This is a genomic window from Microbulbifer agarilyticus (assembly GCF_001999945.1).
In the GTDB taxonomy this organism is placed as follows: Bacteria; Pseudomonadota; Gammaproteobacteria; order Pseudomonadales; family Cellvibrionaceae; genus Microbulbifer; species Microbulbifer agarilyticus_A.
Genome location: NZ_CP019650.1, coordinates 2,035,689 through 2,059,598, shown reverse-complemented (window position 1 = coordinate 2,059,598; position 23,910 = coordinate 2,035,689). Strand labels below are relative to the sequence as shown.

Below are 23,910 nucleotides of genomic sequence, written 5' to 3'. Positions count from 1 at the left end.
GGGTGTCTACTAAACGTGGGTAAGTCTTATATTTAACGCCGCCGGCAGGGGCAGCTTACCTTGTGCGCATTTCGCGCAAAAATGGGAGCATAGCGACCTGCGCAAAAGGTGCACAAGGTAAGCTGTCCCACGGAGGGCTGCAGGCCCGGAGTAAGTTGCCCGGCCTTGTTAGTTGGCCGGAGCATGAAAAGCCCACATATATATGAGCCAAGCCCCCAAAAGCATGTATATCAGTGTAAAAATGCCGTTCAGAGCCCACACACTGTACCAAAACAGCCCAGTAAACCGCGATCGTATACGATTAATACCCCATAGTAATGCGACAGATGTTGGAACAAACATAATCGCGGACGCTCCCAATGCAGGAAGCACAATGAACATTATTCCTAACCCAGCTGCACCTGCTGAGGAACTCGGTGTGCTTGGCTCAACTGGAACCAACAGGAAATAGGCAAGTAGCAGTGATAGCAAGGACATGGTTAACCCCGTAACCTGAAGCCCTTTCATGATTCTCCTTAGGACAACTAACGCCGCCGGCAGGGGCAGCTTACCTTGTGCACGTTTTGCGCGAAAATGGGAGCGCAGCGACTCGTGCAAAACGTGCACAAGGTAAGCTGTCCCGCGCAGGGCCAAAGGCCCTGAGCTATTGCCCGGCCTTGTTATCTTTATTTAGGGCTCATACGGACCGCATTTATGGATGACCCACTCCTCGCCTGTCCCTGGATGAACACTAACTAGAGACTCACCTCGGAGCTCCCATTTATAAGACCCAGTGTACTCAACCCCATCGTAGATAAAGATATATTCGACTTCAATTTTATTTTCTTCAGGAAGCACAACGCTCAATATATCTTTCTTTTCTTCATACCCATAAATGACATCTTTGCGGATATGAACGATAGAATCAGTGGCGGCTCTGCCTTCCTTACAATGCCTGTCCCAAGTACCCCAATATTCTTCAGGAATGCTGTTACTCGAACCATATCCATGAAAAGGAATAAGAAGTAACAAGAGGGATAAATATTTCATCGGATCATGATTCCATCTTGAAGATAACGCCGTCGGCGGGGGCAGCTTACCTTGTGCGCATTTTGCGCGAAACTGGGAGCGCAGCGACTCGCGCAAAAGGTGCACAAGGTAAGCTGTCCCGCGGAGGGCCGAAGGCCCAGAGCATATTGCCCGGCCTTGTTATGAGTTTGATAGTACGCTGTACGCTACCACCATAATCATTAGTGCTACCAAGGCAAAAACTAGCTTATTCAATAGCGAACTCAGAGAGGCTGCAACCTTACCTTGAGATTCACTCTCTAGACGCGACATCTCTTCTTCTGTGAGCTGATGCCTAACAGTATGCCTACTATTTGTAAGCAAAGCTGTAGCATCGTCCACTTGCTCGTTTAAGACAGCCCAAACTCCAACTTTAACTGTTCCGGTCGCTATTGCTCCAAGCTGCTTCGAGTTCACTCCAGATATATGCGTGAGAATTCCTTTTGACCTGAGCCTATTGGACAAAAGCTCGGCATCTGACAGCGATGTAAACTCCCTGAGTAGCTTCATGCTTAAGACTCATAACGCTGCCGGCAGGGGCAGCTTACCTTGTGCGCGTTTTGCGCGAAAATGGGAGCATAGCGACCCGTGCAAAAGGTGTACAAGGTAAGCTGTCCCACGGAGGGCCGCAGGCCCGGAGTAGATTGCCCGGCCTTGTTAGCAATTTACTTGCCCGTTACTTCCGCTCTATCCATTGAAGCCATGAGGCCGCCCTCAGTAGATGATATTACTACTTTTTCCGTCTTCAATATTAAATCCTTGAATTTAATGGTGACGCCACCCTCAAAGATTTGCTCACCACTTGATAGGGTCTTCACAGTCAGAGAGGTTGTTTCGAAATCTGAATTTTCAGGGAGTAAAACCCTTACGTTACCCGAGTATAATCTTGACTCACTACCAGCGTGGCTACGGACTTCGTCAGCAGTTATTTCTAATGACCATACCGAAGTTGATACTAGCGCAACGATAGATACAAAAATAAATTTAAACATGTTTTTCATTTGTCTTGTCCTTTTTGACAGATGGGGATATCTCTATTGCTAACGCCGCCGGCAGGGGCAGCTTACCTTGTGCGCATTTTGCGCAAAAATGGGAGCGCAGCGACCTGCGCAAAAGGTGCACAAGGTAAGCTGTCCCGCGGAGGGCCACAGGCCCGGAGCAAGTTGCCCGGCCTTGTTAGCTGCTACCTCACAAAGGCATATATACCCTTGAAGCTCGGGGCTGTTAAAACCTCTGACATACGAACTGACTCAGGATCTGCTTGTAACCTTGCCCGCAATTTTCTTAGCTTTACAATTCCACGGATAGCCTGGATTAGAATGAGGCCTGAGAAAACGAGCAATATCGTGTCGTAGCCCATCCCGCCAAGTATTGTGGAAGCGAGAGAACCAAGAAACAACACTCCCATCAGGTATGAAGTGATCCAGCAGCTCACTAAATTCGGCCCAATTTCTTCGTATATTTCTGACGCTGTATATTTTCTTCTCATAATTCTCTTTACCACAGCTAACGCCGCCAGCAGGGGCAGCTTACCGTGTGCACGTTTTGCGCAAAAATGGGAGTGCAGCGACCTGCGCAAAACGCGCACACGGTAAGCTGTCCCGCGGAGGGCCACAGGCCCGGAGCTTCATTGCCTGGCCTTGTTAGGTATTTCTTGTACCTTATCACTTCCACAGTGACAACCACAAAGCGGGAAGGAGCTAGAAACCTTCGAAAAATTTCGTATTTTTAAATAGGTCTCTAAGCTGTTTTTAAGTGAATTAATCCTCTCAGAACAAGGTAAAAAATGATACGAAATTGAATGATTTGGCGGCAGTGGATCAAGAACCGACTTTAATTCATTGATACCTTTGTATGTATGTCCGTGATATATATAACCGGCTTCCCGAACTAATATCCGCTGCTCACTTTCACCAGCTGTAACATTCATTGCAAACAACGATATAGCAGCCACTATGGTTGCAATTTTCATGTGATACCTAACGCCGCCAGCAGGGGCAGCCTACCTTGTGCGCGTTTTGCGCGATAATGGGAGCGCAGCGACCCGCGTGAAACGTGCACAAGGTAGGCTGTCCCGCGGAGGGCCGGAGGCCCGGAGCTTTACTGCCTGGCTTTGTTAACATCTATGATCCTGCGGGCATCTGCGACCCTTGATTGATCTACAGGACTAATGTACTCGCAACTATAAACTTGCAATTTATTCTTGTACTTACCAGCTACTACCAAATATGTAATTCCGGGCTCAAATTGATACTTACAAGCGCAAATGTCATCACTTTTAGTAACTAGCTCACCAGAAACGTTGCCTTTTATAGCTTCTTCAACCTCGAATTCTGCTTCCACTGCGAGAACTCGGGGCTCTGCACCTTCTTGTTCGTAGATCGTTTTTTGAACGTTCTTCGCCTTTCCTACGAAGATAAACTGGGCCCTTTCAATAGCAAACTCAAACGCATCTTTACCGACGCTGTTAGCTACCAACTCATTTTGAGATTGAGTCCAGCATTTTGTGGCCAATGCTGGAGAGCAGAAAATTATTAGCCCTAAAATTACGATGTATTTCATGTGTTAACGCCGTGCTCTGCGGCGGCTTACTTTATGCGCGTTTTGCGCGAAAATAGGAGCGTAGCGACAGCGCAAAACGTGCATAAAGTAAGACGTCATCTGCAGCACCTTGTTAACTCAGGATCTCGTGGAACAGGCAATTTAGCTCACCCATGATTTCGCCAGCCCTCTCGGAAGCATCTGAAAAGTCCTCCAATCTCTCAAGCTCAGATTCGATAAAGAAATTTAGTTCAGTAATTTTTGGCGCCATCTCTTTTTCTAGGCTTATCTTTTTTCTCTGAAGTAGATCTGAGATTTGACCATTTAGCTCAATGTTATCGGCAATTAGAGTTCGCAACACCTCAAATTGAATTGGGGCAGGCTCTCGATACTTCTCTAGCCACATAATTGAAAGCAGTGGCCTTAAAACATAGAAATATTTCTTGATTGGAACGATGTCCTCTCGAAGATAACCTCTATAGTTCGTCTTTGCCATACTTCGATAGTGGTATATCCCCCTGTTAACAGAGTAAATATCACGAAGAATTTCTCTTGCTTTTTGAGCAAAACAACCTCGCTCAATATATACAATAGGAGACTGTAACCATTCAACGAACGCTGGGTTTGACTTAGAGAATAATTTTAAGGCTTTTCGTACATCCCAGCCATTGATGTCGATTTCATCAACAATTGGATACTCAATGACATCTCTTTTGTCTTCGAGATCAACCGCAACATACCAATCCTTGGGATGCGCATAAATAAAACGAACATCATAATCACTATTGGGAGACTCAAACCCCCAGGCTCGGCTTCCAGACTCAATAGCATAAAGAACACGTACTCCATGTTCTTTTTCGGCTCTATTGATTCTTTCAAGAATTTCTCTTTTAACGCTAGGCTCGATCATACTTGTCTTTGAGTTAACGCCCACAACAGGGGCGACCAATGCTATGCACGTTTTGTGCGAAACTGGGAGCGCAGCGACCTGCACAAAACGTGCGTAGCGTTGGGCGTCCCGCGGAGGCCCGAAGGGCCGGAGCATTCTGCTTGTGTTTGTTATGTGGCTTAGGCACCGAGCACGGAGCGTATTGCCAGACTGTTGCACTCAAACTCGACACTTCCTTGGCCAGCAAAATCAAAAAGTACACGCCATCTTCCCTCTGGCAGGCTTTCAAAGGTTACCGCCCATGTACGTAAAGAGCCCACTTGATCCAAGTAATTTAGGTTCAAATTCAGGTTGGTGGCCCAGAAGCAAATCAATTCCTGGAAAGTAGATTTAGAAGGCTTAACTCGAATTACTAGCGCTGGATCTTTTAGCTCGGAATCCCAATAGTAGCCAGTGAACTCGGCGTCTCCCCATTGCAGCTCTGTCACTTCACTTCCAGTCAATTTACACATTTATGTTTGCCACATAACGCCCACGGCAGGGGCGGATTACTTTATGCGCGTTTTGCGCGAAAATGAGAGCGAAGCGACAGCGCAAAACGTGCATAAGGTAAGCCGTCCCGCGGAGGCCCGAAGGGCCGGAGCTTCATTGCCCGTGCTTGTTAAGTGTGGACTAGCACCCGCCATCGCCCCCACCTCCGCCGTCACCTCCACCACCATAACCGCCATCGCCCCCGAAATACCCGCCGCTACTGGTACGTTGATTGGCACCAAATTTCACAATAAACCAGAGAATGCTAGATATGAGAAAGCCAGTAAAGATGATTGGTGCAAAGACTGAATTGAGTGAATAGCTAGAGGACAGATCTATAAAGTGCCAAGAACCTAAAAGGCCCACCAGATTGAACAAAAATGACTTCATTGGTATTCCTTTACTCACTTAACGCCCAGCGCAGACGCAGTCAGCGCGGAGCACATTTTGTGTTAATGTTTGAGCGCCAGCGAGTAACACGAAAGGTGCGTAGCGTTGGCTGTCGCTCTGCCGCTGCTTGTTATGCGGCCACTATTTGAAATGGGATTGCAGCAGTTTGGGATTGAGCAGATAGAAAGCTGCATACCCGTAAAAACACAACATCAAAGCCAGTACTGCAACACTATTTCCTCCTAAATTGGCTGAATTAGCAGCTACGATAATTACACCAAATACGACAGCGATTAGCGAGAGAACACCCAATACCCATCTTGACCAAGCGTAACCTAGGTACAGGCATACACATAACGAAATACCTATAGCTGAACGGACAACATCTTTAGCTTCAGGGGTTGGAAACCAGCTAGAAACAGAAAACCAAACAAAGCCGAAGATGATTCCAAGAATAATTAGTTTGTCTTTAGTCATTTTTTACACTGCCGCATAACGCCCAGCGCAGGCGGAGCCAGCGCGGAGCACATTTTGTGTTAATGTTTGAGCGCCAGCGAGTAACACAAAATGTGCGTAGCGTTGGCTGTCGCTCTGCCGCTGTTTGTTAAGCGCGGATCACGCGCTGCCAGTAGCCAACATCCACCCAATTATCAAACTTACGTCCAACCTCTTTAAAATGAGCCACTTTCTCCATTCCAAATTTTTCATGCAATGCAATACTGGCATCATTCGGTAATGCAATACCCGAGATTATTGCATGTACTCCATTTTTAGCTAACTTGGAAAATAGATCTGAATATAGTCTTGAGCCCCACCCTTTGGATAGAGAAGTTCGATCTAGATATACGGTAGCTTCAACAGAATGTCGATATGCACAGCGGCCCTTCCATTTACTTGCGTAAGAGTAACCGACTACTTCGCCTTCATGCTCCGCGACGAGCCACGGCAGACCATTTTCATGGCACTCCAATATACGGAGAGACATTTCCGCTTCTGTCACTGGATCTACTTCAAACGTAATGTATGTATTTATCACGTAGTAGTTATAGATTTCAGCAATCCTAGCTGCATCCGATTTTTCAGCTTGCCTTATCATATTGACTCTTACTGCCGCTTAAAGATCAGCCAACGATCCCTGCGCTTTTCGCAGGGTATCGTTCGGCGACTTGTTAGATTTTAGCCGGAGCGAACTGTATTCGTTTATCGTCATCTCCGGCCCTACTTGCCTCTGCTTAAGCAGAACTTAACGAACGGTATGAAAGTGGAGTTTCTACTGAAAGGGATAGTAGATGCGACAAAATTCCTTGCCGTGAAGAGAGGCTTACGTCCGCAACCACTCGTGCTTGCGTGCGGAAGCAGCGCTTCACGGTAACACGAAAAATTTTTGATCGTCATCTTCCTTTTAGAATAAATACCACTGTATATGTTTAGTTATTATTTCCATACTGTATTTACATACAGCTCGAAAAATACTTTATCATTAAAAGGCCAAGTACTCCGCCCCCGACCAAATCTAACAGTTTTATTCATAAGCCCCGGTCCATTGTTGTAAATGGCTATTGTTCCCGGGAGCCATTAAACGCCACGCCAAATAACCCCCAAAAAATCAATTGCTTAGCGAGTTAGACGCGTTGAGCAAAAATATCAAAAGAAGCCCGGGGCTATTGTTTCAATTTCTGAAATGGCTCTTTTCTTGTTATACATATCTATATAAATCAATTGGTTAGCGTACTTCAATCTGTGAACACAAGCCATAGGCTGCTGTTTTTAGTAGATGTTGATTAGAAAACACGCAGTTGCATGCTGGTTTGCTTGCAGATAAGAGTTCTGGGTAGGCTTTATTGAACACTCAGATAAGAATTCTGCGTGGGCGTACGGGTAGCAGATGGGAATTAATAGATACAAAATGCAATGCTGGGTTGGTGGCCTGTAGAATAAGAAGCCACAAATAGTCGGCTCGAACGAAGGAAAGGGAATGTCTACTTCCGCATTAGTTGGATCGGCTCAATAGCGTTTGTACGGATACGTAAGGCGATTGGGGTACGTCACCTACTCATTTGGATTCTTATCTTTACTCGGATTTGACCCATTGTCTTCTCCCTTGGCATATGATCGTGCCAGGTCACGCAAGGTACCCATTTGCTGCCCGAAATTACGGCATGCCTTGCACATAAATACGTGAAACTTAAGCGCGAGCTTTTCCCGGCGGCTGAGGTTGCGCTCCTGCTGCTCCGACAAGAGGCGCGTTGCCTGTTTGCAGTCCATCATGGTGTTGCTGCCTCCGAGGTAGCCGGATCGAACCATCCATTTTCCAGACATGCCCGCAAGCGCAGTCTGGCTCGATACAGGGTGACATGAAGATTGCTAGTGCTCAGGGTGAGCTGCTCACAGATCTCTTCGGATTCGAGTTCAATAAACTCACGCATCATAAATACCCTTGCCTGCCTCTCAGGCAACCCATTCAGGCAGGCATCAAACACCCGCCAAAAATGATCACTGTGGACACCACCTTGCGGGCCGCTCCAACTGCTCGGGCGCTCCGCTTTGTGCCAGTGGCCACCGCTATCAAAAAGCCCATCCATAAGCGCCTTCTCGCGGTGCTCGTCATCCCCCAGCTCACTGGTGGCGATCACCCGTTGGCGATACCGCAGAATATCTGCGATTTTGTACTTCAAGATCGAAAATACCCAGGTGCGCAGTGCGGCCTGGCGCTTAAAGGAGTCCTCGTTCTTGAGTGCACCTGCCAAAGCTTCCTGTACGGCGTCTTCCGCCTGGTCGTCGTCGCGCAGCTGCAGACGCGCGAATTTGAGCATCTGTTGCCGCAATTCGGTCAAAAACTGCGCGTCCTGGAGCGTCTGGGCGTGTGGTGCTCGACCAGCTTCAATGCCATCCCGGCCAACGGGGACACTTTCAGTCATGTACTCACTCTCAGTACTGATGGCGGTTTGGGCGCCATAATGGTTTGTCGGTTAACTGGGCGTATTCTTACACTTTAGGCCGATGCGGGTCAGTACAATTCAACCACCCTGACGTTCGACCGACCTTGAAATGCCTGGTCAGATGAACAACTATACCGCGGTCATACCGCGCCACGTGCCCGGAACCGGTATCCAGGAGTCATTTCGTGCAGGGAACGCCAGCCCTCCCCCCTTCTTTTCGTCGCTTGCTGCGAGCGCTTTGCGGCGTGCTGGCCGCCTTCTATTCATGTTTCAGCGCTGCTGGCGAGATCACGATTGCCGTAGCCTCCAACTTTGCGGCCCCCATGCGAGACATTGCGGCCGCCTTTGAGCGGGTATCCGGCGAACATCGGTTGCGCCTCGCGTTTGGCTCCTCCGGAAAGCTGTATGCGCAGGTATACCACGGTGCCCCCTTCGACGCTTTTTTCTCTGCAGACCAGGACAAGGTCAATCGTTTGATCGCGCGCGACCTTGCCGTTAGCAATAGCCGTCTTACTTATGCCCTGGGTCAACTGGCTCTGTGGTCTGCAGATAGTGCACTGATTGACGAAGGTCCAGCTGTGCTGGCCGGTGATCGCTTTCGCAAGCTCGCAATCGCCAATCCGAAGCTTGCTCCCTATGGGGTTGCCGCGATGGAAACCTTGACCGCGCTAGAGTTTGAACAGACCACCCGTGGCCGCCGTGTGCTCGGAGAAAATATTGCCCAAGCGTTCCAGTTCGTGGCGAGTGGCAACGCGCAGTTGGGTTTGATTGCCCTTTCCCAAGTCTACCGGGATGGCAAAATCACCGGAGGCTCATCCTGGCTGGTACCGCAGGCGCTGTACCGACCGATCCGCCAAGACGCCGTGATACTCAGAAATATAAGTGCAGGCCCACCCGAGCGAGTAGCTGCGACCAAGGCATTCTGGGCATTTCTCCGCAGCCCGAAAGCTCGCTCAATCATTGAGTCATACGGCTATCTTACAAACGCAGCCAACCCCGAACCTCCCACCACCTCCACTAAGGAGGTGCGCGATGCTAAGTGATAATGATCTCGCGGCAATTTGGTTGACACTAAAGCTCGCAACAACGGTGACACTGTTGTTGATGATCCTCGGCACACCGCTGGCCTATTGGCTGGCAAAAACACGGTCTTGGTGGAAAGGTCCGGTGAGTGCGCTTGTCACCCTGCCCCTGGTGCTTCCACCAACAGTGCTCGGGTTTTATTTGCTCATCTTTATGGGCCCGCAGGGCCCGCTGGGAAAACTCACTGAATCCTTGGGGCTTGGGACGCTGCCGTTCACCTTTCCCGGGCTGGTCATTGCTTCATTGCTGTATTCGCTACCGTTTGTGGTGCAACCGATCCAAAACGCGATTGAAGCTCAGGGACAGCGCCCGGCCGAGGTAGCCGCTACTTTGCGCGCAGGCCCGTGGGATAGCTTTTGGCACGTCACGCTGCCGCTGGCCAAGCCCGGCCTGATCACGGCCGCGGTGCTGGGGTTTGCCCATACAGTGGGCGAGTTTGGTGTAATCCTGATGATTGGTGGCAACATCCCCGGGGTCACCAAGGTGGTTTCCATCCAGATTTACGACCACGTTGAGGCTCTCGAATACACCCAGGCCCACTGGCTTTCTGCGGCCATGCTCATCTTTTCGTTTTCCGTGCTACTGGCCCTGTACGTCTTGCAGCGACGCAAAACTGCCGGAGGATGGCGCTATGGCCCATAGCTCGATCAAAAGCTCTACCGGAAACCAAATAAACAATTTGGCCAGTGCGCCTGCGGCGACCAATACCATCGACGGTCGGTTTTATCTGCCGTTCACCCGTGGCCGACGACAAGCCGATTTTCTTCTGGATGTGGATTTTTCCATACCCGGTAGTGGTGTCACCGGTATTTTCGGCCCTTCTGGCTCCGGAAAAACCACCCTGTTGCGCTGCATCGCCGGCTTACAGCCCTGTACGCAGAGCCACCTCCGGGTAAATGGAGAGACTTGGCAATCCGCCGACACTGGCGCAATAACCCTGCCGGTACACAAACGCCCAATTGGTTATGTATTCCAGCAGCCGAGTCTGTTTCCGCACCTGACTGCCGAGGGAAATCTCGCATTTGCGCGCAAGCGGGCAACACAACCGGTTCGCGCAGAAGACTATGACGAGATCATCCAGTTGATGGATTTGAGCGGCCTGCTCGACGCCCGCCCGGAATCGCTCTCCGGTGGCGAACAGCAGCGCGTCGCCATTGCACGTGCGCTACTGGTTAAACCGCAACTCTTGTTAATGGACGAGCCACTGGCGGCGTTAGATCTCGCGCGCAAGCGCGACATTCTCCCCTATCTGGAAAGGCTCCATCAGTCGTTCGATATTCCTATTCTGTACGTCAGCCATTCCGTCGAGGAGATTGCACGCCTTGCCGATTATTTGTTGTTGATGGAAGACGGCCGTATTCAGCAAGCTGGTGCGGCCCCCGCATTGCTTTCACGCACAGATTTTCCGGTGCAACTGGGAGATGACCTGGGTGTGTTACTGGAGGCGGATGTAATCGAACGAGATACCCAATGGAACTTGTTACGTGCACGCTTTGACGGCGGCGACCTGTGGTTACGGGATAGCGGCGAGGCCCCGGGTGAACGTATCCGGATAAGAGTTTTGGCGCGGGACGTCAGCCTCACCCGTACCGAAGACACAGACTCGAGCATCCTCAACCGGCTGCCAATGCGGGTGGTCGATATCACAGCCGACAAAGATCCAGCCATGGTGCTGGTACGTATGACCCCACGTGCCACACCCATATCCGACAACCAAGGGTTCATTACCGCGAGGGTCACGCGACGCTCGCAGGATGCACTAGGCTTGGCGGCCGGTGAAGAGGTGTGGGCACAGATTAAATCGGTGGCGATTGTGCGCTAGCGCGACTGAGCGGTCCAAGTTATCGCCGGGAACACGTGCCGGGGTGAGGGCCAATCTCCCATACCGAAGTGCTGATATGTGCCGCCACGGTAGCCATTTCAGGCCGGATAATCACCGATTACCACCGGAACGAGTACCCGAGTGCCGGGAAAGTGAGCAATTGTGTATCATCTATTGGCTAGTGGCGGCCAATTCATTTCACCATTCGCCCCAAACAGGAAACCATTCGCCTTCTTGAAGAAGCATTTCATGCCTTTCGGAGCTTTCAGCCTTTATACTTGTCCTAAGCTATAAGTCGCCACTGCTCCGGAAGCCCTCTTCCGGCTCCAACTAGACAGTGGGGCGCCTTGAAGTAGGACGTATAAAGAGACTCCTTATGCATAGCAATCGATTCGCTAATCTGATTTCCGGCCTGTCCGTATCACTCCTGGTTCTCCTTTCGCCAATGACCTTGGCGGCAGATCCAAAAGACCTGAAGCCCCATGAAGACCAGGGCGGCACGGCAAAAGAGATCGTCAGCAAACTCGAAATGCTGCACTACAACAAGCTCAAAGTCGGCAATGAGATGTCCGCGGGCCTGTGGGACGAGTACATTAATGGCCTCGACCCCACCAAGAGCTATTTCCTCGCCTCCGACATCAATGAATTCCGCCAGTGGCGCACCCAGCTGGATGACGACCTGCGCGCAGGCAATGTGGATCGCGGTTTTGATATTTACAACCGCTATCACCTGCGCATGACCGACCGTCTGAACAACATCGTGTCTCAACTGGAAAATGGCCTGCCGGATTTTGATTTCACCAAAGAGGAATCTCTGGAGCTGGACCGCGAAAAGAGCGAATGGCCCCAGTCCATCAGCGCCGCTGACGACTTGTGGCGCAAGCGTTTGAAAAGCAGCGTGCTAAATCTGCGCCTGACTGAAAAAGACGATGATGAGATTGCCGACCTGCTGAAGCGCCGTTACAAAGGCCAGCTGAAGCGTCTCGACCAGCAGAATTCCGACGACGTGTTTGAGCTGTACATGAACTCACTCACCCGTCTGTACGACCCGCACAGCAACTATCTGTCTCCGCGCTCGCTGGAAAACTTCAACATGAGCATGTCTCTGTCTCTCGAAGGCATCGGTGCCGTGTTGCAGATGGAAGACGAGTACACCAAGGTAGCGCGCCTGGTAGCAGGCGGCCCAGCGGACCGTACCGGTAAGATCAAACCCAACGACAAGATCGTGGCGGTTGGCCAGGATCAGAAAGGCGAGATGGTCGATGTTGTAGGCTGGCGCCTGGACGATGTCGTGGACCTGATTCGGGGCTCGGCCGGCACCTACGTGCGCCTGGAAACCATTCCCACGGGCGGTGACGGTACCCACCGCACCATTACCATCAAGCGCAGCAAGGTAAAACTCGAAGATCAGGCCGCGAAGAAAGCGACCTTCGAATTCTCCGATGGTGACCAAAACTTCAAAGTAGGTGTAATCAACCTGCCCACCTTCTATATCGATTTCGAGGCCTACCGCCGCCGCGACCCCAACTACAAAAGCACCACTCGCGACGTAGCGCGCCTGCTGGACGAGCTGCAGAAGGAAGGTGTGGACGGCATTATTCTGGACCTGCGTAACAACGGCGGTGGCTCCCTGCAGGAAGCGACCATGCTCACCGACCTGTTTATCGATCAGGGCCCGGTGGTGCAGATTCGCCACGCAAACGAGCAGATCTCTCGCCACAACCGCTCGCGCTCCCGCGCCATGTATCGCGGCCCATTGGTGGTACTGATCAACCGCCTGTCTGCATCAGCATCAGAAATTTTTGCCGGAGCGATACAGGACTACAACCGTGGCTTGGTCGTGGGCAACCAGTCTTTCGGTAAAGGCACCGTGCAGACCATGGCGCCACTGAAAGAAGGTCAGCTGAAGATTACCCAGTCCAAGTTCTACCGTGTGTCTGGTGACAGTACTCAGCACGCGGGTGTAACCCCGGACATCCTGATGCCGGAACTCATCGACAGCGAAAGCGTGGGTGAGAGCGCGTACGATACCGCCCTGCCCTGGGACCGTATTCACGCTGTACGCCATGCGAAGTATTTCAATCTGAAAGACATCTTGCCGGATCTGATCAAAAAGCATGACAAGCGCACCGAGGTGGATCCGGACTTTGTGTTCCTGCGCAAACAGTTCAAGTTCCAGACGGATCGCGCCAACCGCAAAGCGGTTTCTCTGAACGAAGGCGCCCGAGTTCAGGAGCGCGAAGACCTCAACCAGAGTGTGCTGGCCATTGAGAACCAGCGTCGCCAGGCCAAAGGTCTGGAGCCTTACGCAACGTTTGAAGCCTACGAAAAGAGCGAGTCCGATGACACCGCGCCGGTGGGTGGCCCGACCGAAATCACCTTGGAAGACGATCCGGTGCTGAACGAAGCGGGCTACATCATGGCCGACTTTATCGGCCTTAAAAAACGCGCAAGCTCGCCACAAGTAGCGAATTTTGATTAAGACCAGCTTGCGCTAATGCAAGCAGCCAGTGCCGACCACTTAACGCACTGGCCTAAAACAACATTGCCAGGCCCGCTATTCCGCAGGGAATAGCGGGCTTTGGTTTATTTGCATATTGGGGGAAAAATGAAAGTTGTATCCTTTAACGTCAACAGTATCCGTGCACGCCTGCACCAGATGGAAGCACTGGTAGAATCGCAGTCGCCCGACATCATCGGCCTGCAGGAAACCAAGTGTACCGATGAAGACTTTCCCATCGATGCCATCCGCGACCTCGGTTATGAGGTTATCTACTTCGGCCAAAAGACCCACTATGGCGTTGCCCTGCTCTCGCGCTACCCGTTCCTGAAGAAACAGTACGGTTTCCCTACCGATGCAGACGACGCCCAACGTCGCCTGGTTGCCGGGCAGTTCGATATCGGCGGCGATCAGCCTCTCACCGTAATCAACGGCTATTTCCCGCAGGGGGAAAGCCGTGAGCACCCGGTGAAATTCCCGGCCAAGCAAAAATACTATGCAGACCTGGACGCATACCTGAACAACAGCTGCGACAGCAAGGCGCCTGTGCTGGTGATTGGCGATATGAACATTTCGCCGAGCGATCTCGATATCGGCATTGGCGAGCCGAACCGCAAGCGCTGGCTGCGTGACGGCAAATGTAGCTTCCTTCCGGAAGAACGCGAGTGGCTGGACAAGTTGTACAACTGGGGGCTGGTAGACACCTTCCGTGCACAGAACCCGGAAACCAACGATCTGTTCAGCTGGTTCGACTACCGCAGCCGTGGTTTCGACCGCGAGCCCCGTCGCGGCCTGCGTATAGACCTGATCCTGGCCACCCACGGCCTTGCTGACCGCTGCGTCGATACCGGTATCGACTACGAGATTCGCGGCATGGAGCGCCCATCAGACCACGCACCAGTGTGGGCCAAGTTCGACCTCTGAGCGGCCTTCCCTAACCCATACAGCACACCGCGTCTGCGCGGTGTGCTGATCTGCTCCGATTCCCCCTGAATCAGCTGTCTTCGCTCTTTCCTCCGCCCCAAATCCGCCCCGCAACTCAGACCTCGAGCTTAACCGTTATATACGAATTTCCATATATACGCTTTACCACATATACTCCGCAAATCACTAGCAGATGATTAGCCTCTACGACGCGAGGAATCCATGGATCCCGTAACAATCTTCAAGTGTCTCGGCGATGACACCCGCCTGCGCAGTCTCCTGCTGATCGCCAGCGAGGGCGAACTCTGCGTGTGCGAGTTGATGTGCGCACTGGATGAGAGCCAGCCCAAAATCTCCCGTCACTTGGCCCAGCTGCGTGCTGCGGGCCTATTGACCGATGAACGCCGTGGACAGTGGGTCTATTACAGCCTGGCCGCCGATCTACCGCATTGGGTCAATGAAGTAGTGACTCAAACGCTGGATGCGAACCAAGCGTTCATAGAAGCCAGCCAACAGTCCTTGGCAAGCATGCAGAACCGTCCAGCAGGCAGTAATTGCTGCTAGCAACCTGCTACTGCAAGGCAAACGCCACCTTATTGTTTCTTTAACTCAAACCCCGTCAGTGAAAACCCATTGAGAAGCCACCGATGAAAGTTTTGTATATCTGCACCCATAACCGCTGCCGGAGCATCCTGAGCGAGGCTGTCACTAACAGTCTTGGCCAGGAACACATTGAAGCGCGCAGTGCTGGCAGCCAGCCCAGTGGCGCGGTTCACCCGCTATCGATCAAGTATCTGAAAGAGCGTGGAATCGAGACCGACTCTCTGCGGAGCCAGTCCTGGGACGACTTTGAAGAATGGGCGCCCGATCTAGTCGTGACGGTATGTGACAGTGCTGCCGGTGAAAGCTGCCCGGTATGGTTTGGCAATTCTGCCAAAGTGCACTGGGGGCTGGAAGACCCTTCCAAGCTGGAAGGCAGCGAGGACGAAATCGAACGGGCCTTCAACCAAACTATCGACATCATCCAGCAGCGTGTTGAGCAAATGCTTGAGCAAGGTCTCCATAAAAAAAGCGGCACAGCACTGCAAGAAGCCATGCAGGCGCTTGCTGACGGCGAACAATAACAACGAAAGAAGGACTTCAGCACATGGGTATTTTTGAGCGCTATCTCTCTGTCTGGGTAGCACTATGTATTCTCGCGGGGCTTTTGCTGGGCAACCTTGCGCCCGAGCTGTTCCAGCATATTGCCGCGATGGAAATCGCCCACGTAAATTTGCCGGTAGCGGTACTTATTTGGGTAATGATCTACCCGATGATGGTACAAGTGGATTTTTCTTCCATCAAACACGTCGGCGACAAGCCCAAAGGCCTGGCACTCACCCTGGTGGTCAACTGGCTCATCAAGCCATTCACCATGGCCGCGCTTGGCTGGTTGTTTTTCCGCGTTATCTTCGCCGATCTAGTGGACCCGCAAACGGCCTCTGAATACATCGCCGGTATGATTCTACTGGGCGTGGCACCCTGTACAGCCATGGTCTTCGTTTGGAGCCAGCTTACCCGTGGTGATGCAAACTACACCTTAGTGCAGGTCTCAGTAAACGACGTCATTATGATTTTCGCCTTCGCGCCTATTGCTGCACTGCTGTTGGGCGTGAGTGACATTACAGTACCGTGGGATACGCTGCTGCTATCCGTGATTCTGTATGTCCTGCTACCGCTGATTGCCGGCATACTTACCCGCCGCGCACTGGACTCAGCCAATGATCACCACCGCCTGGAGCAATTCCTGCACCGGGTAAAACCCTTCTCCGTCGCGGGGCTGCTGGGCACAGTGGTACTACTATTCGGCTTCCAGGCAGAGACCATCATCAATAATCCGTTGGCAATCGTGCTTATTGCCATCCCACTTCTGATTCAGACATACGGTATTTTTGCGGTCAGCTATTTCGCTGCCTACAAAATGAAACTACCACACAATGTCGCTGCACCAGCCTGCATGATTGGCACCTCAAATTTCTTTGAGCTCGCAGTTGCTGTGGCTATTTCATTGTTTGGCCTGCATTCGGGCGCGGCGCTAGCTACCGTCGTTGGCGTACTGGTAGAAGTCCCCGTAATGCTGTCACTGGTGGCGTTTGCAAATCGTACGCGCGGCTGGTTCGGTGAGCCACCACTCGACAAAGAGGTAGAAAAATCATGAGCAAAGCGGATATCGACGAGAACATGCCGAATATGGTCCCCGAGTGTTTTGCTAACACCGATATGGGCCAACTAACTGCGGCAATTGAACAAGACGCCCCCAAAATCTTGCTCTTGTACGGCTCACTGCGCAAACGCTCATTTAGTCGACTTGCCGCGGAAGAAGCTGCGCGCATCTTGACTTCGCTCGGCGCAGAGACCCGGATCTTCAACCCATCCGGCCTCCCCCTGCCCGACGATGACGTGGATGCGGAGCACCCAAAGGTTCAGGAGCTCCGCAATCTCGCAATGTGGTGCGACGGAATGGTGTGGTCCTCACCCGAGCGCCACGGTGCCATGACCGGCATCATGAAAACCCAGATCGACTGGATTCCGCTGGCGGTGCAGGCGGTGCGCCCAACACAGGGCAAAACCCTTGCGGTAATGCAGGTCTGCGGTGGCTCTCAGTCCTTCAATGCCGTAAACCAGATGCGTATCCTTGGACGCTGGATGCGCATGGTCACCATTCCCAACCAGTCATCGGTGGCCAAAGCATGGCAAGAATTTGATGATAACGATCGCATGAAGCCTTCTTCCTATTACGATCGTATTGTCGATGTAATGGAAGAATTAATGAAGTTTACCTATCTGTTGAAAGACAAGCGGGATTACTTCACCGACCGCTACTCCGAGCGCAAGGAAACCAACGAGGAATTCCGCAAGCGCATCGATCAGCGGTCAATCTAATTCTTCAATCAGACAGAGGCGCCGACGAGATGTCGATGCCTCTGTCTATTCCCGCGCTATTCGCTGGCCAGCACATCTGTTAATAGCACCGCCAGACGCATACCCCCCTGACGCAAACGCAACTCGGCTACTGCCCGATTCTTCTCATAGTAGCCCTCGCTTAACACACTCATATCGCTGTAGGCATTGGAATGCGCAAGCCGATGCGACTCCGCCAGCCAGTCCAAAGGCCCGCCGATTTCGCCATTTGCCAAGTCAAACAACTGACGGCGGTCAATCCGGTCAACCTGATGCGTGGCGAAGCTCTGCCAATTATCCATAAAGCGTGCAGGAAGATGCGTATCCCAAAGCGCGTGTAAATTGGTTTCTTCTCCATAGAATGTGACCTTTACATCGTTGCCACCACGATCTTCACGCAAGCCGGTATGCATCGGCTGATGAATATCCTCTACAAAGTGGACAAGAAACAGTAGCGCCTCGGCGCGCTCAGCGTCCGTACGCGCGGTATCTGCCAGTTGCTCACGATAAGTATAAATCGCTTCGACGATACAACCATACTGAGGGCAATCGCGGGATTTTTCGTAACCCTCCCAGACCACAGGTAAATTGATGTAGTGCATCGGCTTGGCCCAGTCGTAACTCGCATCACCACGCATCCGATCGGCCCAGGTACCTGCTTCAGCGAGACTTGTCTCTCCCTTTGCCGCCAAAAGTGTTAGCACCTTCTGCTGCACCGAGGTATCCAATAGCTGCCAGGCAATCTCACCGGTCGCGCGATGACCATCTGCACCCCACGCATAACTGTGCGAGGCGGAAAATAGAGTACTTGCGGCAATCGCGAGCACGGCAATTCTGTTCATGAAACTCATGTCGTGTTTCCCATCAAAGAAATAAACATCGACAAACTATAAGGAAACTATTTCAGAACTATTGCAAAGGATGAATTGGCATATGAATTCGCAATGCAGGATATTCGTCACAAATTAGAGACAAATGCGAAATATTAGCTTCACCAGCCTGAAAGAACTCTCCACAACAATAGGCGCGCCGAATAACGGCAACCCTCTGCTTAGCGGTGGGCTATAGAAGCCAATTCAACGAGACACACAGCGTTGCGTGGCAAGTGTCGAGCATACGACAAGCCATTACGACCAGACACTCATCAGGTCAAAATCAGTAACGCGAGAACTAGGAGAGTTCCATGAAACGCACACAATTCCCCATCGCAGTACTTTCCGCTGCGGTAATTTCAGCTCTGGGCCTTGCGTCGCCGGCCAGCGCGCAACAAACCACCTCAAGTATTCGTGGCCTGATAACGGCGGAAGCCGGCAGCCCAGTAAACGATGCTAAAATTACGATTATTCACCAGCCCTCCAATACACAAAGTGTGATTGAAAGCGGAAATTCCGGCCGCTTCAATGTATCGGGACTACGCGTCGGTGGCCCATACACTGTGAAGGTGGAGTCTAGTTCCGGTGAAGAGATCCTCAACGACATTTTCCTGACCCTTGGCACACCACTGGTTCTGCCGATCGATCTAGATAGCGACTCACTTGAAGTCAATAGTATTGAAGAAGTTGTGGTGACCGCCGAAGCACAGTTTTATGAAAACCGTGGTTCCAGCAGTGTATTTGGCGAAGAGCAGATTTCCTCCGCAGCCACCTTCAGCCGCGATCTCAAAGAGGTGATCAGAGCCAACCCATTGGCAGTCGTTAGCCCAGACGGCAACCAGCTAAGCATTGCCGGCACCAACCCAAAATACAACGCCCTCACCATCGACAGCGTAGGCATCAATGATACATTTGGCTTGCAGTCCAATGGCTACCCTACGAACCGCCCGCCTATTTCCTTGGATGCGGTAGAGCAAATCTCAATTACCTATGCGCCGTTTAATACGCGGGCCGGCAAGTTCGGTGGTGGCAGCATCAATGCGGTCACCAAGTCTGGTACAAACGAGTATCAGGGCAGCGTCTATTTCGAAAGTACGCCGTGGTCGGGCACCGCGAAAGACGACCGGCTGCCAACCGATGGCACTGTCAATGAAATCGATATTGATACAGAACAGGAAACCTACGGCGCGACCTTTAGCGGCGCGATGATCCAAGACCAACTGTTCTTTTTTACCTCCTACGAAAAGTGGGAAGAAGAAGTGGCCTTTGACTATGACCTAGACAGCCTCGCCAACCATGATGTTACTACCACTGAACGCGATCGTGCCATCGGTATCCTACAAGACACCTATGGGCTAACCGATGGGATTGGCGCAGCCCCCACTCCCGACAGCGATGAGAAGGTTCTGGTTAAACTGGATTGGAATATTGCCGACAACCAGCGTGCAGACTTCACTTACAGTAATCAGGAAACACGCTCAGCCCGGAACTTTACCGATAGCGACGACACGCTAAATCTGTCTTCCAACCTCTGGACCATGGCTCAGGACACCACCTACTACACGGCGCATCTGTTCTCCGACTGGAACGACGTATTCAGCACAGAAATAAACTTGTCCTATAAAGACTATGAACAGGCTTCACTCACCACTTCCAATTGGGGTGAAATCAACATTCGTACAGAGAATGGCACCATCGTCGCCGGCGCCGATGAAAACCGACACGCAAATGTGCTTGCCAACGAAGTGTGGAACTTCGGTGTGCATGGCACCTACTTGGCGGGAGGCGTGCAATACCGGTTTGGTGCAGAGCTCGAGGACACCTGGAACTACAATCTTTACGGCCGCGATGCACTGGGAACCTGGACATTCGACAGTCTGGATGATTTCGAGAATCGCGAGATTGCCAGTTTCGAATACAGCAATGCCTATACCAACAACATCCAGGATATTGCGTACGATGTGAATGGCACCACCTACTCCCTATATGGTGAAGCCACTCTCGAGCCATTCGCCGGATTCGAATTGGTGGCTGGACTGCGCTATGAGACGCTCAGTATCGACAGTGCGCCAAATCGGAATGAAAATTTCGAAGCAACCTATGGCTTCAGCAACACCGAGAATCTTGATGGCCGTGACATCTTCCTGCCACGTGTAGGGTTCAACTGGACACTGCAGGACGATCTCACCTTGCGCGGGGGTGTCGGTCGCTTCAGTGGTGGTATGCCACTGGTTTGGGTATCCAATGCCTACACTAATGACGGCACCACCAAAGACGCAGCCTACTTCACCAGCCTGGAAGCGGCAGATGTAGGATTTACTCGCGTGCCTCAAGTCGCTATGAATGCCCTAGCACCCGGCGCAGGCAGCACCAACACGATTGACCCGGATTTCGAGCTACCCTCAGATTGGCGCTACCAGCTCGCCGCTGATTATAGTTTCGCTGTGCCGGGACTCGGGGAAGACTTCAACTGGACCACCGAACTGACCTTTGTCGACCGTGAGAATGCCGTCCACTGGCGCGACCTCTCCCGTATCGACAGTGGTCAGCGTGTCGGTGACCGCATCATCTGGGACAGCGTTTACGCTGGCACCGATACCGAAGGCAACTACGACCTTGAACTGAGCAATGTCGATAATGGCGGCCGCAGTATTATCTGGTCAACAGCGCTGGAGAAGGCTTTCAACAACGGGCTCTCGGTCAATCTCTCCTACACAAATCAGGACATTACCGAGGTAAACCCAGGCACTAGCTCCACTGCGGAATCAAATTTCCAGTACGAAGTAATGGAAAATCGGAATCAACCCCTTGAGGGCACTGCCTACTATGAAATTGAACACCGTTTTGTGTTAAATCTCGGCTACCGTACCGAGTTTATCCAGGGCTATGCCACCAATTTCAATCTGTTTATGGAGCGTCGGTCCGGCCGCCCATTCTCGTGGACGCTGGACTCCTACCGCGATGATGACTTCGGTGATCAGCCAAGTTTTGACGACTCCGATGTTTACCTGGCCTACATTCCGTCGGGTGCCGATGACCCGCTTGTCGACTTTGAAAATGGGCTTAGTTATGCAGAGATCATGGAAATGGCACGCGCGGTTGGCGTCGCGGGCAATGCGGGTGGTTTTATTGAGAAGTACTCGGACAATATGCCGTGGGTGACGACCATGGATCTGGCAATCAGTCAGGAGGTGCCCGGATTCATGGCAGAACACCGTGGCTTGGTGTACCTGACCATCGACAACTTTGCCAACCTGCTAAATGAGGACTGGGGCAAGGTCTACGATATCCAGTATCCACAGCAGAAATTGTTCGCGTTCGACATCAATGACCAGGGGCAATACGTGTACGACGAACCATTTGGTGGTCTGGAGAGTCGGAACTTCAGCCGCTTCGAAGCTGCAGAATCAACCTGGCGGGTAAAACTGGGACTGAAATACGACTTTTAATCGCATCCGGCACCCGATTACCCGACAAATAGAGGTGGCCCGTTTCGACGGGCCATTTCGTTTCCCTGCCCCACTGCTACTTCAACAACACCGTCGCCGTGCAGCCCCTGGACGGGTTGGGTTCTAATTTAAACATCCATCCATACTTGTCACAGATGTCGTTAACAATTTTTAGCCCAATACCAAACCCTTCGTACCCACGGGGCTTTTCTCCGAGACCCACGCCATTATCGATAACATCGATTCGCTCCGGGGATAAGAAAATGGATACTTTGCCACCCAAGCTACAGTTAATTGCGTTTTTTAGTAGGTTATTGATGACCGCGGAAAACAGCTGTGGATGCGCATCAAGAGAGAAAGGCGCTGACAACACCCGAGTTACATGCACCTCATTCCGCTGAATAAGGCCCGAGAAATTCTCTAACAGCCGGTCGACAAGCTGTTCGTCGACCGCCACCACATCCCGATCAAGTTTTTCGCGCGCTAACAGCAGAAATGTCTGCGTCAACTCCTCCATCTCAGCCACAGAGGTCGACATCAGCCCTACATGCTTGAGTGTTTTATCGTTCCCAGACTTCCTCAACACGCTCAAACTACCCTTGATTACCGTCAGTGGGGTGCGCAACTCATGGCTAATATAACGAGTAAACAATTGCTCCCGGTGCAATGCCCTTTTGATACGCGCTCGATAGGCATTTACCGACGAAAGCATCTGCTTGGTTTCGTCCGGAAGGTGGCCAGAGAGGTTGATCGGTGAGAAATCACTTTCGGAGGCCTCAAGCTGGTTCGACAGGCTAGATATAGGCCCGCCAATTTTCCTCGCACTTCTTGTGATATAAGCTGCCGCAATCAAAAATAGAAAAATACCGGCACCGGTGAGCATTGACTGGAACAGGATGATATCCACCTGATCAAGTTCGACGGAACCGATGGCTTCGACAAAGTAAATCGTCTGATTTCCGCTAGCCGATGCAATCCTTTGCGCGAGCACGCTATATTCTTCGTCATTATCGATGTGAAACGTTGTGGCACCTACCCAGCTCTCTGAAAACTGCGCACTGAGCGTATCGGGCAAGTTTGAATAATCACCATAGATGGTCAACAACGGATCGATCTGAATGGTATCGAAGTCTGCAAGATCGTACTTCTCGCTATAGTACTCGCTCAATAGCTGTAGCCGCTTCTCGCTATTCCTATCTTCTGTATACAGCGTCAAGTTGTAGAAAATGACACCATAGAACACAAGTAAGAAAAGCGCCCCGACCATATAAGTCCGAACGATTATGCCGGCAGTGGTGTTATCTTTTGCCATCTAGCTTTTTAGCCGATATCCGACCTTGGGTATCGTCTCAATAATTTCATCTTCGAAAGGCTTGTCAATTTTTAGACGCAACTGATAGATATGCTTCCGTAAAATATCGGTATCCGGCATATCGTCCTGCCATAACATACCCTCTATTTCTTCTCGCGTTACGACTTCTGGGCTCCGCTCCATCAACACCTGCAATATTTTGAAGCAACTGGGTGAAAGCCGGATTTCGTTGCCGTTCCGCCAGACTTGATGCGTGGTCAGGTCGAGCTTCAGGTCACCGGATGCCAAGATGGTTTTATATCCCTGACCGGAGTACCGCTTTACCAGGCTATGAATACGCGCCTCGAGAAGTTCGATATTGAAAGGCTTTACGATGTAGTCATCAGCACCCTGCTTGAATCCGGACAACATATCCGCATCGGTATCCCGCGCAGTTAGCATAATGATCGGGGTATTGTTGCCATCTTCCCGCAACAGCTCACACACTTTTAAGCCATCGAGACCAGGAAGCATGAGATCCATGACAATACAATCGTATTTCTTTGAGCGGGCAAGGTTCAGCCCCGAGGTTCCCGTTGCGGCATAGTCCAGGGTAATCGCACTTTCCTCGAAGTAGTCAAAGATCACCTCGGCAACGTTCTTGGAATCCTCCACCAATAGCACGTTCAAGT

At 51.6% G+C, this 23,910-nt stretch carries 24 protein-coding genes; 10 read left to right on the top strand and 14 right to left on the bottom strand.

All coding sequences use genetic code 11. From position 1 onward, the window contains the following. Positions 1 to 669 precede the first annotated feature (669 nt). The 11 genes from Mag101_RS08360 to Mag101_RS08310 form a co-directional block, all read right to left on the bottom strand. Complete coding sequence (locus Mag101_RS08360) at positions 670 to 1,029, bottom strand: hypothetical protein (RefSeq protein ID WP_077403406.1); 360 nt, start codon at positions 1,027 to 1,029, stop codon at positions 670 to 672. A gap of 683 nt (positions 1,030 to 1,712) precedes the next feature. Beyond that, complete coding sequence (locus tag Mag101_RS08350) at positions 1,713 to 2,048, bottom strand: hypothetical protein (protein WP_077403400.1); 336 nt, start codon at positions 2,046 to 2,048, stop codon at positions 1,713 to 1,715. A 626-nt stretch (positions 2,049 to 2,674) separates the two neighbouring features. Continuing rightward, a complete protein-coding gene (locus tag Mag101_RS17820; protein ID WP_157520265.1) occupies positions 2,675 to 3,019 on the bottom strand; it encodes a hypothetical protein in 345 nt (114 codons plus the stop codon). Positions 3,020 to 3,147: 128 nt separating this feature from the next. Then, positions 3,148 to 3,609 carry a hypothetical protein gene (locus tag Mag101_RS08340; RefSeq protein WP_077403394.1) on the bottom strand — a complete coding sequence of 154 codons (462 nt, stop codon included), beginning with the start codon at positions 3,607 to 3,609 and terminating at the stop codon, positions 3,148 to 3,150. A gap of 112 nt (positions 3,610 to 3,721) precedes the next feature. Beyond that, the gene (locus tag Mag101_RS08335) at positions 3,722 to 4,498 is read right to left on the bottom strand and encodes a DNA polymerase beta superfamily protein (protein ID WP_077408164.1); all 777 of its coding nucleotides are present in this window, start codon (positions 4,496 to 4,498) and stop codon (positions 3,722 to 3,724) included. Between the two features lie 158 nt (positions 4,499 to 4,656). Beyond that, positions 4,657 to 4,965, bottom strand: a complete 309-nt coding sequence (locus Mag101_RS08330; protein ID WP_077403391.1) for a hypothetical protein — start codon at positions 4,963 to 4,965, stop codon at positions 4,657 to 4,659. 184 nt (positions 4,966 to 5,149) lie between these two features. Continuing rightward, entirely contained in the window at positions 5,150 to 5,398 is a 249-nt protein-coding gene (locus Mag101_RS08325; RefSeq protein WP_077403388.1) for a hypothetical protein, read from the bottom strand. A 141-nt stretch (positions 5,399 to 5,539) separates the two neighbouring features. Then, positions 5,540 to 5,875, bottom strand: a complete 336-nt coding sequence (locus Mag101_RS17815) for a hypothetical protein (RefSeq protein WP_157520262.1) — start codon at positions 5,873 to 5,875, stop codon at positions 5,540 to 5,542. Between the two features lie 127 nt (positions 5,876 to 6,002). Next, entirely contained in the window at positions 6,003 to 6,494 is a 492-nt protein-coding gene (locus Mag101_RS08320) for an arsinothricin resistance N-acetyltransferase ArsN1 family B (protein WP_077403385.1), read from the bottom strand. A 953-nt stretch (positions 6,495 to 7,447) separates the two neighbouring features. Continuing rightward, positions 7,448 to 7,666: a zf-HC2 domain-containing protein gene (locus tag Mag101_RS08315; RefSeq protein WP_077403382.1), complete on the bottom strand. Its 219-nt coding sequence runs from the start codon at positions 7,664 to 7,666 to the stop codon at positions 7,448 to 7,450. Further along, positions 7,663 to 8,316, bottom strand: a complete 654-nt coding sequence (locus Mag101_RS08310) for an RNA polymerase factor sigma-70 (protein ID WP_077403379.1) — start codon at positions 8,314 to 8,316, stop codon at positions 7,663 to 7,665. The genes Mag101_RS08315 and Mag101_RS08310 overlap by 4 nt, the downstream gene beginning before the upstream one ends. 206 nt (positions 8,317 to 8,522) lie before the next feature. On the opposite strand from Mag101_RS08310, the gene modA reads away from it, so the two are divergent. The 9 genes from modA (at position 8,523) to arsH (ending at position 17,588) form a co-directional block, all read left to right on the top strand. Beyond that, positions 8,523 to 9,380 carry a molybdate ABC transporter substrate-binding protein gene (modA, locus tag Mag101_RS08305; protein WP_077403377.1) on the top strand — a complete coding sequence of 286 codons (858 nt, stop codon included), beginning with the start codon at positions 8,523 to 8,525 and terminating at the stop codon, positions 9,378 to 9,380. Then, positions 9,370 to 10,062, top strand: a complete 693-nt coding sequence (gene modB / locus Mag101_RS08300; RefSeq protein ID WP_077403374.1) for a molybdate ABC transporter permease subunit — start codon at positions 9,370 to 9,372, stop codon at positions 10,060 to 10,062. Before modA ends, modB begins: the two co-directional genes overlap by 11 nt. After that, the gene (gene modC, locus Mag101_RS08295; protein WP_077403369.1) at positions 10,052 to 11,242 is read left to right on the top strand and encodes a molybdenum ABC transporter ATP-binding protein; all 1,191 of its coding nucleotides are present in this window, start codon (positions 10,052 to 10,054) and stop codon (positions 11,240 to 11,242) included. Before modB ends, modC begins: the two co-directional genes overlap by 11 nt. 376 nt (positions 11,243 to 11,618) lie before the next feature. After that, a complete protein-coding gene (locus Mag101_RS08290) occupies positions 11,619 to 13,724 on the top strand; it encodes a carboxy terminal-processing peptidase (RefSeq protein WP_077403366.1) in 2,106 nt (701 codons plus the stop codon). Between the two features lie 126 nt (positions 13,725 to 13,850). Further along, positions 13,851 to 14,666, top strand: coding sequence for an exodeoxyribonuclease III (gene xthA, locus Mag101_RS08285; protein ID WP_077403363.1), 816 nt, complete (start codon positions 13,851 to 13,853; stop codon positions 14,664 to 14,666). Positions 14,667 to 14,888: 222 nt separating this feature from the next. Beyond that, entirely contained in the window at positions 14,889 to 15,230 is a 342-nt protein-coding gene (locus Mag101_RS08280; RefSeq protein ID WP_077403361.1) for a metalloregulator ArsR/SmtB family transcription factor, read from the top strand. An 83-nt stretch (positions 15,231 to 15,313) separates the two neighbouring features. After that, the gene (locus Mag101_RS08275; RefSeq protein ID WP_077403359.1) at positions 15,314 to 15,790 is read left to right on the top strand and encodes an arsenate reductase ArsC; all 477 of its coding nucleotides are present in this window, start codon (positions 15,314 to 15,316) and stop codon (positions 15,788 to 15,790) included. Between the two features lie 23 nt (positions 15,791 to 15,813). Next, positions 15,814 to 16,863: an ACR3 family arsenite efflux transporter gene (gene arsB / locus Mag101_RS08270; protein WP_077403356.1), complete on the top strand. Its 1,050-nt coding sequence runs from the start codon at positions 15,814 to 15,816 to the stop codon at positions 16,861 to 16,863. Beyond that, positions 16,860 to 17,588: an arsenical resistance protein ArsH gene (gene arsH, locus Mag101_RS08265; protein WP_077403353.1), complete on the top strand. Its 729-nt coding sequence runs from the start codon at positions 16,860 to 16,862 to the stop codon at positions 17,586 to 17,588. Before arsB ends, arsH begins: the two co-directional genes overlap by 4 nt. Positions 17,589 to 17,644: 56 nt before the next feature. Here arsH and Mag101_RS08260 read toward each other — a convergent pair whose 3' ends face one another. Beyond that, positions 17,645 to 18,457 carry a S1/P1 nuclease gene (locus Mag101_RS08260; RefSeq protein ID WP_077403350.1) on the bottom strand — a complete coding sequence of 271 codons (813 nt, stop codon included), beginning with the start codon at positions 18,455 to 18,457 and terminating at the stop codon, positions 17,645 to 17,647. Positions 18,458 to 18,789: 332 nt separating this feature from the next. On the opposite strand from Mag101_RS08260, the gene Mag101_RS08255 reads away from it, so the two are divergent. Beyond that, the gene (locus Mag101_RS08255) at positions 18,790 to 21,927 is read left to right on the top strand and encodes a TonB-dependent receptor (protein ID WP_077403347.1); all 3,138 of its coding nucleotides are present in this window, start codon (positions 18,790 to 18,792) and stop codon (positions 21,925 to 21,927) included. 76 nt (positions 21,928 to 22,003) lie between these two features. On the opposite strand, the gene Mag101_RS08250 is transcribed toward Mag101_RS08255, so the two are convergent. Both Mag101_RS08250 and Mag101_RS08245 read right to left on the bottom strand, forming a co-directional pair. Beyond that, positions 22,004 to 23,239, bottom strand: a complete 1,236-nt coding sequence (locus tag Mag101_RS08250; protein ID WP_077403344.1) for a sensor histidine kinase — start codon at positions 23,237 to 23,239, stop codon at positions 22,004 to 22,006. Further along, complete coding sequence (locus tag Mag101_RS08245) at positions 23,240 to 23,902, bottom strand: response regulator transcription factor (RefSeq protein ID WP_232325203.1); 663 nt, start codon at positions 23,900 to 23,902, stop codon at positions 23,240 to 23,242. Between the last annotated feature and the right edge of the window lie 8 nt (positions 23,903 to 23,910).

Excerpts from the sequence above, each read along its gene's own strand:
- Mag101_RS08360 (WP_077403406.1), bottom strand. The coding sequence starts at position 1,029 with ATGAAATATTTATCCCTCTTGTTACTTCTTATTCCTTTTCATGGATAT.
- Mag101_RS08350 (WP_077403400.1), bottom strand. The coding sequence starts at position 2,048 with ATGAAAAACATGTTTAAATTTATTTTTGTATCTATCGTTGCGCTAGTA.
- Mag101_RS17820 (WP_157520265.1), bottom strand. The coding sequence starts at position 3,019 with ATGAAAATTGCAACCATAGTGGCTGCTATATCGTTGTTTGCAATGAAT.
- Mag101_RS08340 (WP_077403394.1), bottom strand. The coding sequence starts at position 3,609 with ATGAAATACATCGTAATTTTAGGGCTAATAATTTTCTGCTCTCCAGCA.
- Mag101_RS08335 (WP_077408164.1), bottom strand. The coding sequence starts at position 4,498 with ATGATCGAGCCTAGCGTTAAAAGAGAAATTCTTGAAAGAATCAATAGA.
- Mag101_RS08325 (WP_077403388.1), bottom strand. The coding sequence starts at position 5,398 with ATGAAGTCATTTTTGTTCAATCTGGTGGGCCTTTTAGGTTCTTGGCAC.
- Mag101_RS17815 (WP_157520262.1), bottom strand. The coding sequence starts at position 5,875 with ATGACTAAAGACAAACTAATTATTCTTGGAATCATCTTCGGCTTTGTT.
- Mag101_RS08320 (WP_077403385.1), bottom strand. The coding sequence starts at position 6,494 with ATGATAAGGCAAGCTGAAAAATCGGATGCAGCTAGGATTGCTGAAATC.
- Mag101_RS08315 (WP_077403382.1), bottom strand. The coding sequence starts at position 7,666 with ATGATGGACTGCAAACAGGCAACGCGCCTCTTGTCGGAGCAGCAGGAG.
- Mag101_RS08310 (WP_077403379.1), bottom strand. The coding sequence starts at position 8,316 with ATGACTGAAAGTGTCCCCGTTGGCCGGGATGGCATTGAAGCTGGTCGA.
- modB (WP_077403374.1), top strand. The coding sequence starts at position 9,370 with ATGCTAAGTGATAATGATCTCGCGGCAATTTGGTTGACACTAAAGCTC.
- modC (WP_077403369.1), top strand. The coding sequence starts at position 10,052 with ATGGCCCATAGCTCGATCAAAAGCTCTACCGGAAACCAAATAAACAAT.
- Mag101_RS08290 (WP_077403366.1), top strand. The coding sequence starts at position 11,619 with ATGCATAGCAATCGATTCGCTAATCTGATTTCCGGCCTGTCCGTATCA.
- xthA (WP_077403363.1), top strand. The coding sequence starts at position 13,851 with ATGAAAGTTGTATCCTTTAACGTCAACAGTATCCGTGCACGCCTGCAC.
- Mag101_RS08280 (WP_077403361.1), top strand. The coding sequence starts at position 14,889 with ATGGATCCCGTAACAATCTTCAAGTGTCTCGGCGATGACACCCGCCTG.
- Mag101_RS08275 (WP_077403359.1), top strand. The coding sequence starts at position 15,314 with ATGAAAGTTTTGTATATCTGCACCCATAACCGCTGCCGGAGCATCCTG.
- arsB (WP_077403356.1), top strand. The coding sequence starts at position 15,814 with ATGGGTATTTTTGAGCGCTATCTCTCTGTCTGGGTAGCACTATGTATT.
- arsH (WP_077403353.1), top strand. The coding sequence starts at position 16,860 with ATGAGCAAAGCGGATATCGACGAGAACATGCCGAATATGGTCCCCGAG.
- Mag101_RS08260 (WP_077403350.1), bottom strand. The coding sequence starts at position 18,457 with ATGAGTTTCATGAACAGAATTGCCGTGCTCGCGATTGCCGCAAGTACT.
- Mag101_RS08255 (WP_077403347.1), top strand. The coding sequence starts at position 18,790 with ATGAAACGCACACAATTCCCCATCGCAGTACTTTCCGCTGCGGTAATT.
- Mag101_RS08250 (WP_077403344.1), bottom strand. The coding sequence starts at position 23,239 with ATGGCAAAAGATAACACCACTGCCGGCATAATCGTTCGGACTTATATG.